The sequence below is a fragment of the Rubellimicrobium rubrum genome (assembly GCF_006152115.1).
GTDB lineage: Bacteria > Pseudomonadota > Alphaproteobacteria > Rhodobacterales > Rhodobacteraceae > Rubellimicrobium > Rubellimicrobium rubrum.
The window spans coordinates 174951-191733 of sequence record NZ_VDFU01000008.1 but is presented as its reverse complement, the minus strand read 5'-3'; the positions used below and the strand labels follow the sequence as shown (position 1 = coordinate 191733).

At 66.1% G+C, this 16783-nt stretch carries 14 protein-coding genes; 5 read left to right on the top strand and 9 right to left on the bottom strand.

Annotation, left to right across the window (positions count from 1 at the left end; all coding sequences use genetic code 11):
- The coding region (locus FHG66_RS09610; protein WP_139076526.1) for a YsnF/AvaK domain-containing protein at positions 1-1246 on the bottom strand (1246 nt) is incomplete at its 3' end.
- 99 nt (positions 1247-1345) lie between these two features.
- Positions 1346-3292, bottom strand: a complete 1947-nt coding sequence (gene thrS / locus FHG66_RS09605; protein WP_139076525.1) for a threonine--tRNA ligase — start codon at positions 3290-3292, stop codon at positions 1346-1348.
- 128 nt (positions 3293-3420) lie between these two features.
- On the opposite strand from thrS, the gene FHG66_RS09600 reads away from it, so the two are divergent.
- A complete protein-coding gene (locus tag FHG66_RS09600; RefSeq protein WP_139076524.1) occupies positions 3421-4149 on the top strand; it encodes an alpha/beta hydrolase in 729 nt (242 codons plus the stop codon).
- A complete protein-coding gene (locus FHG66_RS09595; protein WP_139076523.1) occupies positions 4146-5000 on the top strand; it encodes an alpha/beta hydrolase in 855 nt (284 codons plus the stop codon). The genes FHG66_RS09600 and FHG66_RS09595 overlap by 4 nt, the downstream gene beginning before the upstream one ends.
- On the opposite strand, the gene phaZ is transcribed toward FHG66_RS09595, so the two are convergent.
- Entirely contained in the window at positions 5001-6293 is a 1293-nt protein-coding gene (gene phaZ / locus FHG66_RS09590) for a polyhydroxyalkanoate depolymerase (protein ID WP_139076522.1), read from the bottom strand.
- A 92-nt stretch (positions 6294-6385) separates the two neighbouring features.
- Between phaZ and FHG66_RS09585 the strand changes: the two genes are divergently transcribed.
- From FHG66_RS09585 to phaR, 3 genes are all read left to right on the top strand, one after another.
- Positions 6386-8203 carry a PHA/PHB synthase family protein gene (locus FHG66_RS09585; RefSeq protein WP_139076521.1) on the top strand — a complete coding sequence of 606 codons (1818 nt, stop codon included), beginning with the start codon at positions 6386-6388 and terminating at the stop codon, positions 8201-8203.
- Between the two features lie 146 nt (positions 8204-8349).
- Complete coding sequence (locus tag FHG66_RS09580; protein ID WP_139076520.1) at positions 8350-8811, top strand: phasin family protein; 462 nt, start codon at positions 8350-8352, stop codon at positions 8809-8811.
- Between the two features lie 140 nt (positions 8812-8951).
- The gene (gene phaR / locus FHG66_RS09575) at positions 8952-9434 is read left to right on the top strand and encodes a polyhydroxyalkanoate synthesis repressor PhaR (RefSeq protein WP_139076519.1); all 483 of its coding nucleotides are present in this window, start codon (positions 8952-8954) and stop codon (positions 9432-9434) included.
- A gap of 46 nt (positions 9435-9480) precedes the next feature.
- Here the strand turns inward: phaR and FHG66_RS09570 are convergent, their stop codons facing one another.
- From FHG66_RS09570 to FHG66_RS09545, 6 genes are all read right to left on the bottom strand, one after another.
- On the bottom strand, positions 9481-10848 hold the full coding sequence (locus FHG66_RS09570) for an aminotransferase (RefSeq protein WP_139076518.1): 1368 nt from the start codon (positions 10846-10848) through the stop codon (positions 9481-9483).
- 142 nt (positions 10849-10990) lie between these two features.
- Positions 10991-12304, bottom strand: coding sequence for an NAD(P)/FAD-dependent oxidoreductase (locus tag FHG66_RS09565; protein WP_139076517.1), 1314 nt, complete (start codon positions 12302-12304; stop codon positions 10991-10993).
- Entirely contained in the window at positions 12304-13653 is a 1350-nt protein-coding gene (locus FHG66_RS09560) for a glutamine synthetase family protein (RefSeq protein WP_139076516.1), read from the bottom strand. The genes FHG66_RS09565 and FHG66_RS09560 overlap by 1 nt, the downstream gene beginning before the upstream one ends.
- Positions 13650-14333 carry a type 1 glutamine amidotransferase gene (locus FHG66_RS09555; RefSeq protein ID WP_139076515.1) on the bottom strand — a complete coding sequence of 228 codons (684 nt, stop codon included), beginning with the start codon at positions 14331-14333 and terminating at the stop codon, positions 13650-13652. The genes FHG66_RS09560 and FHG66_RS09555 overlap by 4 nt, the downstream gene beginning before the upstream one ends.
- A gap of 188 nt (positions 14334-14521) precedes the next feature.
- Positions 14522-14878 (bottom strand): roadblock/LC7 domain-containing protein, encoded by a 357-nt coding sequence (locus FHG66_RS09550; protein WP_139076514.1) that lies wholly within the window; start codon positions 14876-14878, stop codon positions 14522-14524.
- A 520-nt stretch (positions 14879-15398) separates the two neighbouring features.
- A complete protein-coding gene (locus FHG66_RS09545) occupies positions 15399-16730 on the bottom strand; it encodes a glutamine synthetase family protein (RefSeq protein ID WP_139076513.1) in 1332 nt (443 codons plus the stop codon).
- Positions 16731-16783: the final 53 nt, after the last annotated feature.

Below are 16783 nucleotides of genomic sequence, written 5' to 3'. Positions count from 1 at the left end.
CGCCGCCCATCTGGCCCAGGCCCGCCGTTCCCACGCCGCCCGACTGCGACATCGACCCGGTGTCGGCGTAGCCTTGCTGCTGCGAGCCGAGGTCCGCCTGCGAGCGGCGGCCCGTGTCGGCGGCCATCTGCGTGGTGCGGTCCTGCAGGCCGTCGTCATAGATGGTGCCGCGGGTGTTCATGCTGCCATCGGTGGCCGTGGTGTCGCGGCTGTCGCCAGTGAAGGCATCGCCCACGCGGTCCGCCGCAGCCCCGATGGTGGCACCCAGGCCATGGGCCGTACCCGACAGGCCCGAGGTGCCGCCCGCCATGCCGCCGGTGCCCGAGATGTCGCCATCGCGCCGGTACTCCGATCCCTCGTAGCCCGACCAGCCCGAGGACCGCCATTCGCCTTCGCGGGCATTCAGGTCCACCGAGCCCTCGTCGTCGAGGATGTCCACGATGGTGTCGTGCATCGAAGCGTCGAAGCCTGTCACGGTCACCATGCTGGCCCCGCGCGACAGCCCTTCGGCATAGCTGTAACGGTCCTCGTCCGGGAAGAAGAAGTCCGAGAGCGAATCCCAGAAGCCCTTGTGCTGGTCGCGATAGGTGGTGTCGTTGTAGTCCACGGTGCCCGAATAGCTCTGGGTCGAGCCGCCGCTGACGCGGATCTGGCTGTCGGACAGGCCTGCTGTACGAAGACGGGATACGGCGCGTTCGGCCTCGGCGCTGTTGTCGAACATCGCGGTGACGGTGCGCGAGCCGGAATACATGTCGTCCATCATTGTGCTCACTCCTTGGTAAGTGTCTGGACTTGCGATTGGACCGTCCAACGGGGCAAGGCGTTCCACCTCGGCCACCTGGCGGCGGACCTCCACGGGCATCTCGACCTCGTGGCTCCGCGCCTGGCGCCGGACATGGACCTCCTCAAGGAGAAACAGGCGTTTCTCGACGACGAGGCGTTCCTCGTAGACGGGCAGAATGGTGAGGTCGCCTTCCGTGCGCGGCGCCTCGGCAGCTTCCACGAAACGGCCGACCGGGACGCGCTCGACCTCGACGGTCACGTCCTGAAGGATGTCGCGAAGGGTTTCGGTCTGGACCTCGGTGCGGGTGGAGACGCGAACGCCCCCTTGGTCCACGACCCGCTTGCCGAACGTCGCCCGCTCCTCGATGCGCTGGATGATCCCATCCGTGGGAAGCCGCTCCGCATGGCGGAGCCTTTCCTCCTCGATCGAGGAGGATTGAGGATCGAAACTGGATTGCGTCATAAGACCTCGCCGTCTGCCCGTACCCGTGGGACGGGATGCAGGACAAACGGCATCCGCGCGCGGTTCGTTCCGCACGCGGCTCAAGATTTCATTGCGCGATCAGCCCCTCTGGTCCGGGGCCCGCGCTTCGCCCGCCAGTTGGGCGATCGCCTCACCCAGAGGCATCACCTTTTGCCCGTCCTCGCCCAGGCGGCGCATGGAGACGGTCTTGGCTTCGACCTCCTTCATGCCCAGCGCCAGGATCACCGGCACCTTGCCGACCGAGTGTTCACGGACCTTGTAGTTGATCTTCTCGTTCCGCATATCTGCCTCGGCCCGCAGGCCCGCCGCTTGCAGCGCTTCCGTGACCTCGCGGACATAGTCGTCCGCATCCGACACGATGGACGCCACCACGACCTGCCGGGGCGCCAGCCAGAACGGCATCCGGCCTGCGTAGTTCTCGATCAGGATGCCCAGGAATCGCTCGAAGCTTCCCAGGATCGCGCGATGGAGCATGACGGGCCGGTGCTTGGCCCCGTCCTCGCCCACATACTCCGCGTCCAACCGGTTCGGCAGGTTGAAGTCCGCCTGGAACGTCCCGCACTGCCACTCGCGTCCGATGGCATCGGTCAGCTTGAAGTCGAGCTTGGGTCCATAGAAGGCCCCATCGCCCGGCGCGATCTCATAGGGGTAGCCCGCCTTCTCGATGGCCCCGGCCAGCGCTGCCTCGGCCTTGTCCCAGACCTCGTCCGAGCCCACCCGCACCTCGGGCCGGGTGGAGAGCTTGATGTCGAAGGTCTCGAAGCCGAGGTCCTTGTAGACCGACGACAGCAGCCCGAGGAACGACGCGCATTCGGCCTCGATCTGGTCCTCGGTGCAGAAGATATGCGCATCGTCCTGCACGAAGCCGCGCACGCGCATCAGCCCGTGCATCGACCCCGACGACTCGTAGCGGTGGCACGACCCGAACTCGGCAAGCCGCAACGGCAGGTCGCGGTAGCTCTTGAGGCCCTGGTTGTAGACCTGAACGTGGCAGGGGCAGTTCATCGGTTTCAGCGCGTTGATGCGCTTCTCCTTGGCCCCTTCCTCGTCCACCTCCACGATGAACATGTTCTCGCGGTAGGCCTCCCAGTGACCCGACTTCTCCCACAGGATGCGGTCGAGCACCTGTGGCGTGCGGATCTCCTTGTAGCCCGCGCGCCGCTGCCGCCGCCGCATGTAGTCCTCAAGGGCGCGGTAGATCGTCCAGCCGTTCGGGTGCCAGAAGACCATGCCCGGTGCCTCTTCCTGCATGTGGAAGAGCTCCATCTCGCGGCCGAGCTTGCGGTGGTCGCGCTTGGCGGCCTCCTCCAGCATCGTGAGATGCGCCTTGAGGTCGTCGCGGTTGCGGAACGCCACGCCCGTGATCCGCTGGAGCTGCGGCCGGTTCACGTCACCGAACCAGTAAGCGCCCGATACGCCCATCAGCCGGAAGGCGTCGCCCGGAAGTTGCCCCGTGTTCTGGAGGTGCGGCCCGCGGCACAGGTCCTGCCAGTCGCCGTGCCAGTACATACGGATGGGCTGGCCCTCCGGGATGCGGTTGATCAGCTCGACCTTGAAGGGCTCGTTCGTCTCTTCGTAATGCGCGATGGCACGGGCGCGGTCCCAGACCTCGGTCCGCACGGGGTCCTTGGCGCCAATGATGCGGCGCATCTCGGCTTCGATGGCCCCCAGGTCCTCGGGCGTGAAGGGCTCCGACCGGTCGAAGTCGTAGAACCAGCCCGTCTCGGTGACAGGGCCGATCGTCACCTTCACGTCGGGCCAGAGCCTCTGGACCGCCCGCGCCATGACGTGGGCGAGGTCGTGCCGGATCAGCTCCAGCCCCTCGGCGTCCTTGAGCGTCCGGATGGCGAGCGCGCCGTCCCGGTCGATGGGCCATTGGAGGTCCCAGTGCTGGCCGTCGAAGGTGGCGGAGACAGCGGCCTTGGCCAGCGACGGCGCGATGGACTGTGCCACCTGCGCGGGCGTCACGCCCGCTTCGTACTGGCGCGAGTTGCCATCGGGAAATGTCAGGGAGATGGAGGCCATGGCCTGCTCCTCGTCGGTCTGGCGCCCACGATTGCGCCCGGTTGCGGGTCCGGGGGTTCTGCCCACCGCTTGCGGAACCGTCAAGGCCCGCGCACCATGCGGGTGCAGCGAAGCAGGAGACCCGCGACATGGAGACCATCACCACGCCCCAGGGACGCAGGCTGGCGCTGATGCGGCAAACGGGGCAGGGGCCGCATGTCGTGTTCCTGGGTGGCTTCCGGTCCGACATGACCGGGACCAAAGCCGCCTGGCTGTCCGATTGGGCCGAGGCCAAGGGGCGTGCCTTCACCCGCTTCGACTATTCCGGCCATGGCCAGAGCGAGGGATCGTTCGACGAAGGCACCATCGGCCAGTGGCTTGAGGACGCCCAGGCGGTGCTCGACCTCGCCCCCGGCCCCGTCGTGCTCGTGGGCTCCTCCATGGGGGGCTGGATCTCGCTTCTGGTGGCCCGGCGGTCGCCCGAGCGGGTGGCGGGACTTGTCACCATCGCCGCCGCGCCGGACTTCACCGAGGACTCGATGTGGGCCGACGCCCCCGACTTCCTTCAGGCGCAACTCATGGAGCAGGGGCACATCCACATCCCCTCGGATTATGGCGCCCCCTACAAGATCACCCGCCACCTCATCGAGGACGGGCGCGAGAACCTGATCCTGCGCGCGCCGCTCCATCTGCCGATGCCGACCCGGATGCTGCAGGGCACCGCCGACCGGGAGGTGTCCGTCGGGACGGCGCAGCGACTGCTAGACCATGTGAGCGGGCCGGATGTCCGGCTGACCCTCGTCAAGGACGCCGACCACCGCTTCTCGTCGCCACGCTGCCTCAAGCTGATCGCCCGGGCCATCGAGGAGGTGACGTGACGCTTCCGCCGCCCGCCGGGATGGAGGCTTGGCTCGCGGCGCGCGAGGCTCGCGTGCCGCATCTCCGGCCGGGCTGCGAAAAACGCGTGACCTGGGCGGGTGCGCCGGAACGGACGCCGTGGTCCGTGGTCTTCATCCACGGCTTCTCGGCCAGCCGTCGCGAGCTATCGCCCTACCCCGAGCGGGTCGCCGAGGAACTGGGGGCGAACCTGTACGGGGCCCGGCTGACCGGCCATGGCCAGGACGGCTCGGCCATGGGGCGGGCCACCCTGCCGGACTGGCAGGCCGACGTGGCCGAAGCCTTGGCCATCGGGCGCATCATCGGGGAACGGGTCCTCGCCATCGCCTGCTCGACGGGCGGCACGCTCCTCACGCTGGCCTTGGCCCGAGCCGAGGCGGTCGCGGGCGCCGTCATGATCTCGCCCCATTACGGGGTGCGGCTGCGTCGTCTTCAGGCCGTGCTGGATGCGCCGCTGTCCAGCTGGTGGGGGCCGCTCCTGATCCGGGGGGAGGTTGGGGCGCCCGTGATCGACACGACCGGCATCTGGACCCCGCGCTACCCCGTCCAGGCTTATGCCCCGATGGCCCAGGCAGTGCGCGCCGTGCGTCGGGCCGATCTCGATGCGATCGATGCGCCGGCGCTGTTCGCCTATGCTGATTCCGATCAGGTGGTGGACCCCGGCCTGACGTCGGCGGTCATGCGCCGCTGGCGGGGGCCCGCCCGCCGGATCGTGCTGACGCCCGGACCCGGCGACGACCCCATGGGCCATGTGATGGCTGGCGCGGTAAAAAGCCCGGGCCAGACCGCCCCCCTTGTGCGGCGGACGGTCGACTGGGCCCATAGGCTCTGACTATTCGCCCTGCGCGGCGACGATCGGCAGCATCGAGACAGCCCGGGGCCGCCGTTCCACAAGGCCGCTGTTTTCATCCATGAACTTGAGCACGAGCGGGCGGATGTTGTCGCGCCAGCTCTTGCCCGCAAAGATCCCATAATGGCCCGCCTTGGGTTCCAGATGGGCAGCCTTCTTGGCCTTGGGCAGTCCGGTCAGCAGGTCGAGCGCGGCAAGGCATTGCCCGGGGGCGGAGATGTCGTCCTTCTCGCCTTCGACCACCATCACGGCCACCGAGTTGATGCGGCCCATATCCACCGTGCGACCCGCGACCGTAAAGACGTTGCGGGCGATCTCACGGCCTTTGAAGACGCGTTCCACGGTGGACAGGTAGAACTCGGCCGTCATGTCCATGACAGCCAGGTACTCATCATAGAACGCGTTGTGCTTGTCGTGGTCCGACGTCTCGCCTTTGGCGGCGCGGAAGATCTGGTCCACGAAGCTCCGGTTATGGGTCTGGGCGTTCATGGACATGAACGACGCCAGCTGCAGCAGCCCCGGATAGACCATCCGGCCCACGCCCTTGTACTTGAAGCCCACCTGCTGGATCACGAGCTGTTCGAGCTGGCCCATGGTCACGCGGCGACCGAAGTCGGTCACGTCGGTCGCGTTGGCGTCCGGGTCGATCGGCCCGCCCACAAGGATCAGCGACCGGGGCTGCGCTTCCGGGGCCTCTTCGGCGAGGATGGCCGTTGCAGCCAGAACCAGCGGCGCGGGCTGGCAGATCGCCATCACATGAACGTCAGGTCCCAAGTGGCGCATGAACTCGGCCACATAGAGAGTATAGTCCTCGATGTCGAACTTGCCTTCGGACACGGGAATGTCGCGGGCGTTGTGCCAGTCGGTGATGAACACCTCGCAGTCCGGCAGCAGGGAGATCACCGTCTTGCGCAGCAGCGTCGCATAGTGCCCCGACATCGGCGCAACGATGAGGACGCGGCGCTGGCGCGGGAACCGCCCCGGTGCCCGGAAATGGAGAAGGTTGCCGAAAGGCTTGCTGACCAGCGTTTCGATTCGCACCGTGTGGTCGCGCCCGTCGTCGCCGGTGACAGCCGAAATGCCCCAGTCGGGCTTAACCACCATCCGGGCAAAGGTCCGCTCGGTCACGTCGCCCCAGGCCTTGACCCACTCGACCAATGGGTTGCCCGTCGCGGCCATCACCGGATAGGCACCCATGGCCCGTGCCGTCGCCCCCAGCCACTGGTTGGTGTTGCGCACACTTTCCATCAGGTCATACGTCAACATATACTTCACGTCAGGTCTCCCGCTCGATGCGGACAGGGTCGCACCGAGGACCTTGCCAACGCCTTATGCTGCAACTGCAAAACTAAAACGGAGTTCCGCTCATGGCAACCGACAGTGCGGATACGAACGGAGGAGTGGAGCAAACGGGCCGCAATCTTGAGCTTTTCGAAGCAAACTTGAAAAAGATCGACGTGCTGACAAAGCGCCTCGTAGGCATAATGGCGAAGCGCAAGAAGGTGCCAGCCGCTCTCCAGGGTCCGTCGCAGGAGCTTTATCTCAAGGCGATGCAGGCTTGGATGGCCGAAGCCGTGGAGCACCCCGCCAAGGTGATCGAGCTGCAGGCCGGCTACTGGGGCAAGACGCTGGCGCATTTCGCCGAAGCGCAAGCCGCGCTTGCCAAGGGCCCGTTCAAGGCGCCCGAAGATCCCGGTCCAAAGGACAGGCGGTTCTCGAACCCGCTCTGGGATACGCACCCCTGGTTCAACTTCTGGAAGCAGCAGTACCTGATCAACGCGGACGCCGTTCAGAAGGCAGTGGCGCAGACTGACGGCTTGTCCGAACGCGACAAACGGCGGCTTCAGTACTTCTCGAAGCAGATCGTGGACATGCTCGCACCCACGAACTTTCTCGCCACCAATCCCGACGCGCTGGAGCGCGCCGTGGAAACCAACGGCCAGTCCCTCGTGGACGGCCTGACCAACCTCGTAACGGACCTGGAGCGCAACGATGGCGAACTGATCGTCCGTCTTGCGGACGAGAGCGCGTTCAAGGTCGGAGAGAACCTCGCCACCACGCCGGGCGAGGTGGTGTTTCGCAACCGCATGTTCGAGTTGATCCAGTACAGGCCCACGACCGAGCAGGTGCGCGAGATTCCCCTGCTCATCTTCCCGCCCTGGATCAACAAATATTACATTCTCGACCTCAAGGCCCAGAACAGCCTTATCAAATGGGTGGTGGATCAGGGATTCACGCTGTTCGTCGTGTCCTGGGTGAATCCCGATCCGTCCTACAAGGACACCTCGCTGGACCACTATGTCGAGGACGGCTACCTGACGGCCATCCGCGAGGTGAAGGCGATCTGCGGGACCGATGTCGTCAACGCCGTGGGCTACTGCATCGCCGGGACCACGCTGGCTCTGACCCTCGGGCTGCTCAGGAACCACGGTGACAATTCGATCAACAGCGCCACCTTCTTCACGACGCTGACCGACTTCTCGGACCAGGGGGAGGTCGGGGTCTTCCTCGACGACGACTTCGTGGACGGGATCGAGAAGGAGTCGATGGAGAAGGGCATCCTTGAAGCCTTCTTCATGTCGCGGACCTTCAGCTATCTGCGGTCCAACGACCTGATCTACCAGCCGGCGATCCGGTCCTACATGCTGGGGCAGACGCCGCCGGCCTTCGACCTGCTTTACTGGAACGGGGACTCCACGAACCTGCCCGCCAAGATGGCCGTCGAATACCTGCGTGGCCTCTGCCAGGGCGACCGCTTCGCGACCACGGGTTTCCCGATCTGCGGCGAGACGGTCCACATCTCCGAGGTCACGGTGCCCCTTTGCGCCGTGGCTTGCGAGACCGACCACATCGCGGGATGGAAATCCTCCTATCGCGGCGTCCAGCAGATGGGTGCTGCGGACAAGACCTTCATCCTGTCCGAGTCAGGTCACATCGCCGGGATCGTGAACCCGCCCACCAAGAAGAAGTACGGCCACTGGACCGGCCATGACCTGCATGCTGCGCCCGAGGACTGGTTCAGGATTGCCGAGAAGCACGAGGGCAGCTGGTGGCCGCGCTGGGGCGAGTGGCTGGCCCAGCGTTCGGGTGATCTGGTCCCTGCCCGAGAGCCGGGCGATGCGAGACATCCCGCGCTGGCCCCGGCACCAGGGACCTATGTGACGGCCAAGCCCGACGCCGCGTGACCCTGCGGCAATCGGGCGCGCCATTTCCCGCCGCTCCAGCGCTGCACCGCAGAAACAACCCTTGCAATGCTGCAGTGCAGCATCCATATTCATCGTGCTGAACACAGGGGCGACCGGGTCGCCTCCATTTCCGAAAGGATGCCGACATGGCTTCGACCGATTACGCCCAGATGATGAAAGACGCGATGACGAACTTCCCCGTGGACACCTCGTCCGTTGAGAACCTCGCCAAGTCCCAAGCCGCCCTGGCCGAAAAGCTGTCCACCGTCGCCATCGAAGCCGCGCAGAAGTCCACCGACCTGTCGGCCCGCTGGATGCAGGACACCTTGTCCAAGCTGACCTCCGTGACCCAGGCCAAGGCCGATCCCGCGGACTACGCCAAGTCGATCACCGACTTCATGTCCACCTCCGCCGAAGCCGCCGCCGAGCACATGGCCGCCTTTGCCGACATCGCCAAACGCGTCCAGACCGAAACGCTCGAGCTGATGCTCGCCGCCGGCAAGGACATGTCCGAGGACATGACCAACGCCGCCCGCAAGGCGACCACCGACATCACCAACGCCGCCAAGACCGGCGTCCAGACGACCTCGACCTCCACGAATGTCTGATCGCTATCGGGGGCTTCGGCACCTGATCAAGGATTGACCGCTGCCCGGCAGCGGTGAGGGGCGGGCCCATGCGGGTCCGCCCTTTCCTTTTGTCCTGACCGGGCCTAGGCTGTTTGCACGTGCAGCAACCGGAGCCGTCCATGCCTGACAATGACAAGCCGCTCCTGATCAAGCGTTACGCCAGCCGTCGCCTCTACAACACGGAAACCAGCGACTACGTGACCTTGGAGGACATCGCGCTCTTCATCCGTCAGGGCCGGGATGTTCAGATCGTGGATCTCAAGTCCGGCGACGACCTGACGCGGCAATACCTCCTCCAGATCATCGCAGAGCACGAGTCGCGTGGCGAGAACGTGTTGCCCACGGACGTGCTGACCTCGCTCGTGCGGACCTATACGACACAGGCCGCGACGGTGATGCCCCAGTTCCTTGCTGCCAGCTTCGAGATGCTGCGCGAAAGCCAGTCGAAGGTGCTGGAGCAGATGACCAAGGGCAACCCGATCACGAAGCTTCCGGGCTTCGAGGCGATCCGAGCCCAGCAGGAAGCCTTTTTCAAGGCCATGAGCGGCGGGCTCATGCCGGGGTCCTCGGGGCCCGCAAAGGACGACGAAGAGAAGCGCTGAGCTCTATGCCGGTCGGAAACGGCGGGGAGCCGGGGCTCCCCGTGCGTCAGGCCACCTCGGCGAACACCTTGTCGAGCGCTTGACCCAGCTTGGTGAACATCTCGTCCATCTGCGGCTCGGTCATGATGAACGGCGGGGCGAGAACGATGCTCTGGCCCAGCGGTCGGCAGATCAGCCCCTGATCGGTGCAGGTGTTGGCGATGCGCTCGGACACCGACAGCTTGCCGTCGAAAGGCCGCTTGGTGGCCTTGTCCGCGACAGCCTCCAACGCTCCCATCAGGCCCACGCCGCGCCATTCCCCGATGTTCGGGTTCTCGGCCAGTCTGGCCATGCCGGCCTGGAACCTGGGCGTCAGACGCTTGACGTTGTCGGCCAGCCCTTCATTCATCACCACGTCGATGGCCTTGAGCGCGATGGCGCAGCCCACGGGGTGACCCGAGGCGGTGAAGCCGTGCGGGAACTCCTCGATGGCCTCGGAGGCACGCTGCAGGCGGTCGGTCAGTTCCGGCCCCAGGATCACGGCACCCATCGGAAAGAACCCGGCGGTCAGGTTCTTGGAGGAGATGATGGCGTCGGGCATATAGCCGAAGGTTTCGCAGCCCCAGGTGTTCCCCGTCCGCCCGAAGCCGGTGATCACCTCATCCGAGATCAGCGGGATGCCGTGCCGCTTCAGGATCGGGTGTATCGCCTGGAAGTAACCCTTGGACGGCACGATCACGCCACCTGCGCCCATGACCGGCTCGGCCACGAAGCCCGCGATGGTGTCGGCCCCTTCGCGCGCGATGACCTCTTCCAGTTCGTCGGCCATGCGCTGCGTGAACTGCTCCTCGGTCTCGCCCTCCGCGCCGTTGCGCCAGTAGTGCGGGCAGGTCAGGTGGATGAAGCCGGGCAGGGGGAGGCCGAAGACCGAGTTGTAGGGCTTGCCGGTCATGGAGGCCGAGACGGCGGTCACGCCGTGATAGGCGTTGACGCGGGTCAGGATCTTGCGCCGCTGTGGGTTCCCCTCCGAGGCGTGGAGGAACCAGAGCATCTTGACCAGGGTGTCGTTCGCCTCGGAGCCGGAGTTGGTGTAGAACACCTTGCCCGTCTCGAAGGGCGACACCTCCACGAGCTTCTCGCTCAGCATCACGGTCTGGTCGGACAAACGACCGAAAAAGGCATGGTAGCCGGGGAAACGGGCGTACTGCTCCTGCGCGGCGGCGATCAGGCCGGGGTGGTCGAAGCCCGCCACCATGTTCCAAAGGCCCGAGTTCGCATCGAGGTATTCGCGCCCGTGGACGTCGTAGATGTAGGGGCCCTTGCCATGCGTGAGAACGACCGCGCCACGGTCCCGGACGCTTGGCAGGTCCGTGAAGCCGTAGAAGGTGGCGGCGTCGGCCCGCGACTCCCAGGAATTGGGGCTTTGGTCGTTCATGGCGGCTCTCCTCGTGCTGAGCCTTCTTAACCTGTGCGTCATGCCTCGGGCAATGCCGGCCCTCGCGAGCCAGGGGGCCTGCTACGCAAGGTCCTTGCGCGGCGCCCGGCTCCTCTCGCGACGTCTTGCGCCGGTGGTCGGCTCAGATGCCCAGCCGGTCCCGCATGGCGTACCAAGTCATGGCCAGGGTGAGGAGCGGCGCCCGCGCGAGCGCCCCGCCAGGAAAGCGCGGTGTGGGAAGGAGGGAGAGCGCGTCGAAGCGGCCCGCCTGACCCAGGACCGCTTCGGCCATGGCCCGGCCCGAGATCCCCGACAGTGCGACCCCATGGCCCGAGAAGCCGCCCCCCGACAGGATGTTGGGCGCGACCCGCAACAGCAGCGGCAGCCGCGTCATGGTGATCCCCAGCGTTCCGCCCCAGACATGCTCGATCTTTGCCCCAGTCAGTTGCGGGAACAGATCCGCGAGTCGTCGCCGCAGCGGCCCGCCTATGTCCTTTGGGAAGCCCAGGCCGTAGCTCTCGCGCCCGCCGAACAGGAAACGGCGGTCTTCGGAGAAGCGGAAGTAGTTCACCACGAACTTGGAATCCGCCACGGCGATGTCCTCGGCCAACACGTCCTGCCAGCGGTCGGGCAGGGGCTCGGTCGCGCCGATGAAGCTGTTGATCGGCATGACGCGGGCCGCGACCTGCGGATCGAGGTCAGGCATGTAGCCGTTCCCCGCGAGGATCACGTGATCGGCCCGCAGCTCTCCGTCCTTGGTCCGCAGAACGGCGGGCTGGCCTTTTTCGATCCCCAGGACGATGGAACCCTCGTGGATCACCGCCCCCGCCCGCTCGGCCGCGCGCGCCAGCGCCAGGGCATAGCGCAGCGGATGCACATGCCCCGCCCCCCGGTCCAGCACCCCCCCGACATACAAAGGCGACTTCACCAGCGCCCGGAACGCGTCGCGGTCCATGACCTCGATCCGGTCATAGCCGTAGTGGCGTGCCAGATGCTCCGCGCCGGCGCGGGAGTCCCGCGCTTCGGACGCCGAGTATTCCCCGTGTGCCACGCCGGGAAGGTAGTTCGCCTCGGGCGCCTCGGCGGCGCAGAACTCGCGAAGCTGGCGCTTGCCGTCCTCGCAGATGTCCCAGACGGCGCGCGCCGCGTCCCGGCCCATCCGCGACTCCAGCTTGCGCTGGTCCCAGTTGGTGCCGGTGCCCACCTGCCCGCCGTTGCGCCCCGAAGCGCCCCATCCGACGCGATGCGCTTCGAGGATCACGGGCTTCAGCCCCCGCTGGGCCAGCGTCTTGGCCGCCCAGAGTCCGGTGTAGCCCGCGCCCACGATCGCCACGTCGGCGCGCTGCGCCCCCTTGAGGGGCCCGCGCGGAGCCGCGACCTGCGCGCTCTCGGCATACCAGGACGATGGATAGGTCCCAGGGACCGGGTCGTTCTGGCGCAGCGGATCGCGGGCCATCAGACGTTCAGCAGGAGATGCTCCCGCTCCCAGGGGCTGATGACCTGAAGAAATTCCTCGTTCTCGGTCCGCTTGACGATGGAATACACGCGCGAGAAATCCTCGCCCAGAACGCTTTGAAGATCCTTCGATTCTTCGAACAGATCGAGCGCGTCGGACAACGAATAGGGGATCTCGGCATCCGACTGGTAGGCGTCGCCTTCGAACATCGCTCCGGCCGCCAGTTGCCGGGTCATGCCCAGATAACCGCAGGCCAGCGATGCCGCGATGCAGAGATAGGGATTGCAGTCCATTCCCGGCAGCCGGTTCTCGACCCGCCGCGACTCGGGGGATGAGACCGGGACCCGCAGCCCGGTGGTCCGGTTGTCCCGGCCCCATTCGAGGTTGATGGGGGCAGCGTGGTTGCGCACATAACGGCGGTAGCTGTTCACATAGGGCGCGATGACGGCGATGGCTGCCGGCATATGCCGCTGGAGTCCCCCCACGAAGTTCAGGAACTCGGGCGTCTCCTCTCCGTCGGGGCCGCAGAAGATGTTGCGGCCCTTGGCATCCAGCACGGAATGGTGGACGTGCATCGCGCTGCCCGGCTCGCCCTCGATGGGCTTGGCCATGAAGGTGGCGAAGCAGTCATGCTTCAGCGCGGCCTCGCGGATCAGGCGCTTGAAGTAGAACACGTCGTCGGCCAGGCGCACGGGGTCGCCGTGGCGCAGGTTGATCTCGAGCTGCCCTGCGCCGCCTTCCTGGGTGATGCCGTCGATCTCGATGCCCTGAATCTCGGCGTACTCGTAGATGTCGTCGATGACGGGACCGTATTCGTCCACGGCGGTCATGGAGTAAGCTTGGCGGGCGGCGGCGGGGCGGCCCGTCCGGCCCATCATGGGCACGATCTCCTTGGCCGGATCGACGTTGCGGCCCACGAGGTAGAACTCCATCTCCGGGGCGACGATGGGGGTCCAGCCCTGGGCGCGGTACAGGTCCACCACGCGCTTGAGCACGTTGCGGGGCGCCATCCCGATGGGGTTGCCCTGCATGTCATAGGCGTCGTGGATCACCTGCAGCGTCCCGTCCACGGCCCATGGGGCCGCCGTGGCGGTGGCCAGGTCCGGGCGCAGGATCATGTCGGGTTCGGTGAAGCCGTCGGTGGCGGCTTCAGCCCAGTCGCCGGTGATGGTCTGGAAGAAGATGGAGTTCGGCAGGTGGAAGTACTGCTGCCGCTCCCATTTAGCAGCCGGGACGGCCTTGCCGCGCGCGATGCCGGGGAAGTCGGCGATGACGCACTCGACCTCGTCCAGACGGCTGCCATCGAGATAGGCCCGCGCGGCGGCGGGGATCTTGTCGAGCCAGTTCATGCCGTCACCCGTTCCTTGAAGAAGCGGGCGATCCGGTCGGCCAGCCTCTGGTCGTCGATGGGTTGCTCCACGGCGGCCTTGGCCCTGTCCAGCAGGGGATCGGGCACGAGCCCACGCCCCCGCTTCTCGATCATGTCGGCCACGAAGGGACGCGAGAACTCCGGGTGCGCCTGCACGGTGAGGATGCTGTCCCCGTAGACCAGCGCCGCATTAGCGCAGAAGGGGGAGGTGGCGACCACCTTGGCGCCCTCGGGCCGTTCCACCACCTGGTCCTGATGCCAGGCATTGAGAGCGATGCGTTCGTCGCCCCAGTCGTAGTCGGTCCGGCCCACCGACCAGCCGCCCGGCCACTTCTCGACCCGTCCGCCCATTGCCTGAGCGATGATCTGATGGCCAAAGCAGATGCCGACCATCGGCACGCCCTGCTTGTGGATGTCGCGGATCAGCCGCTCGAGGGGCGGGATCCAGGGGTGGTCCTCGTAGGCGCCGTGGCGCGATCCGGTGATGAGCCAGCCGTCCGCATCGTGGGGGCCGGAAGGAAACTTCCCATCCACCACGGCCCAGGTGCGGAACGTCAGTCCCTTGTCCCTGAGGAGCCGTTGGAAGAGGTCGGGATAATCGCCATGGGCGGGCTTGAGCGCGTCGGGCGCATGACCGGTCTGCAGGATGCCGATAAGCATGGGGGTCTCGTATTGGGGTGGCCTAGGCCTACGCCCGGACCCGGGGGGGTGGTCAACCCCCTTCCGCGCAGGGGCAAAGGCCGTCCCCCAAGACGTTGTGGCACATGTCGTCCCCGCCAGGGACGGAACGCAACGGCCGGCCCGGTTGGGCCGGCCCTGGACCGCGATGGGGCAAACCCCGCCTGCGGTCAGATCTTGAGATTCGCTTCCAGGTTCTTCAGCTGGATGCGGGCCATGCCGAGGTTCGAGTTCGCCTTCTCCAGCGCCACGTAGATGAACATGGAACGGTTCCGCTCCAGCGGGCGGATCAGGTGAACCTGCTTGTCCAGGGTAATGAGGATGTCCTCGATGTCCTGATTCAGCCCCAGCGTGTCGATGGCGTTCTGCTTGGCCTTCACGAAGTCGGTGTTGAGCGCCGCCACCATGTTCATGTCGAGCTTGCCGCCCCCTTCGGAGGCAAGCATCAGACCGGTGTCGCCGTCCACGAGGCAGGCCCCGATGAAGCCGCTGATCTTGGTGGCGTCGGAGATGGAAGTTACAGCCATGTCAAAGTCCTTGTTGCTGGGATTGAAGACGTAGGGATCGAAGAGGGGGCGCACTCCGTCGCAGCGGCGATCCGATCTCGGATGGCCGCATGAGCCTGAGTTGCGCCGGACGCCGTCCCGCGCGGTCCCGTCAGGATCGGTCGGACTGGGTCACGCGGGGAGAGGCTCGCCTTGTTGGCCAAAACCGGGAAGCGTAGGACGTTCTGCCGATCTCTGCATCCACTGTTTCCCTCCCGTGTTGGTTAAGAAGAGATTAACGCGAGATATGGCGGCATTCGGGCACCATCGGGGCTGCATTGGGAAACGGAGTCCCGCATTCCAAACAATTTTAATCATAATGAGACACAAACAGCCGTAAATTGAACGGGCTGCGTCCGTTCAACGCCAAGCTGAACTGCGGACGGCGTCAGGTCGATCCGGCCTCGTCGGACCGGAGCGATCGATCCGCGCCGGCCCACTGTCTCTGGACCGGTTCGGAGGAGCAGCCGTCCCGCCGGGAAAGAGCCCCGGCGGTGACCGGTCACACGGTGTCGAGATAGAGTTCGAGCTGTTGCCGGGGCGTAAGCTCGGCCATGTAGTGCAACTCCTGCCGCTTGGTCATGACGAAGTTGTCGATGAGCTGCGGTGCAAAGATGCGCCGGACGAAGGCGCTGGTCTCGAAGGTTTCGATGGCCTGCTCCCAGGTATCCGGGATCTGCGCCAGATCCTGTTCATAGGCGTTTCCCATGATCGGCGGCGGGGGTTGCAGGTCGTCTTCGATGCCGATGAGGGCCGAACCCAGCACGGCCGCCAAGAACAGGTACGGGTTCACGTCCCCGCCCGCCACCCGGTGCTCCACGCGGCGCGCCTTGAGGCTGCCGCCCGGCACGCGGACCGAGGCGGTGCGGTTGTCGTAGGCCCAGCAGATGCCGGTCGGGGCATGGCTTTCGGGCACCAGCCGTTCGTAGCTGTTGGCGTGGGGCGCAAAGACCAGCGTCAGATCGGGAATGCCCTTGAGGCAGCCCGCGATGGCGTTGCGAAGGACTGGGGTCCCCTCGAAGGTGCTGTTCGCGAAGGCGTTGTTCCCCTCGGAGTCTAGGACCGAGAAGTGGGTGTGGAGACCGTTCCCTGCGTAATCCTCATAAGGCTTGGCCATGAACGACGCGGCGAAGCCGTGCTTGCGGGCCAAGCCCCTCACCAGCATCTTGAACAGGTACGCGTCGTCCGCGGCCTTTAGGGCGTCCGGCACATGGCTGAGATTGATCTCGAACTGGCCCAGGCCCACCTCGCTGATCGCTGCTTCGGCCGGGATGTCCATGGCATCGCAGGCTTCGTAAAGATCGTTGAAGAAGGAGTCGAACGCGTCGAGGGCGCGCAGGCTCAGGATCTCGGCTCCCGGGCGGCGCTTGCCGGATCGGGGCGAGGGGGCCTGCCGCAGGTCCACCCCGGAGTCGTCCACGAGGTAGAACTCCATCTCGGTGGCGACGACCGGCGTGAGGCCATGGGCCTTGAATCTCTCCACCACCGCCCGAAGCGCATGGCGGGGGTCCCCGTCGAAGGGCTGACCATCCTCCGTGTACATCCACATGGGCAGGAGCGCCGAAGGCGTCTGGAGCCAGGGCATGGGAACGTAGCCCCGCTCGGTCGGTCGGAGAACCCCGTCGGGGTCGCCGATCTCGAAGACGAGGGGAGAGTCCTCCACATCCTCGCCCCAGATGTCGAGATTGAGCACGGATAGCGGGAAGCGGGTGCCTTCCTCCTCGATCTTGCGGGCAAATCGGACAGGGAGACGCTTTCCGCGCGCCTGTCCATTCAGGTCGACGGCGCCGCAACGGATGTTGCGCACCTCGGGGTGCTGGTCGAGCCAGCTCATTGTAATCACCTTTTGGCTTTCTGGAGGGCTAGAGGCTTGTCGGGCCGACGGCC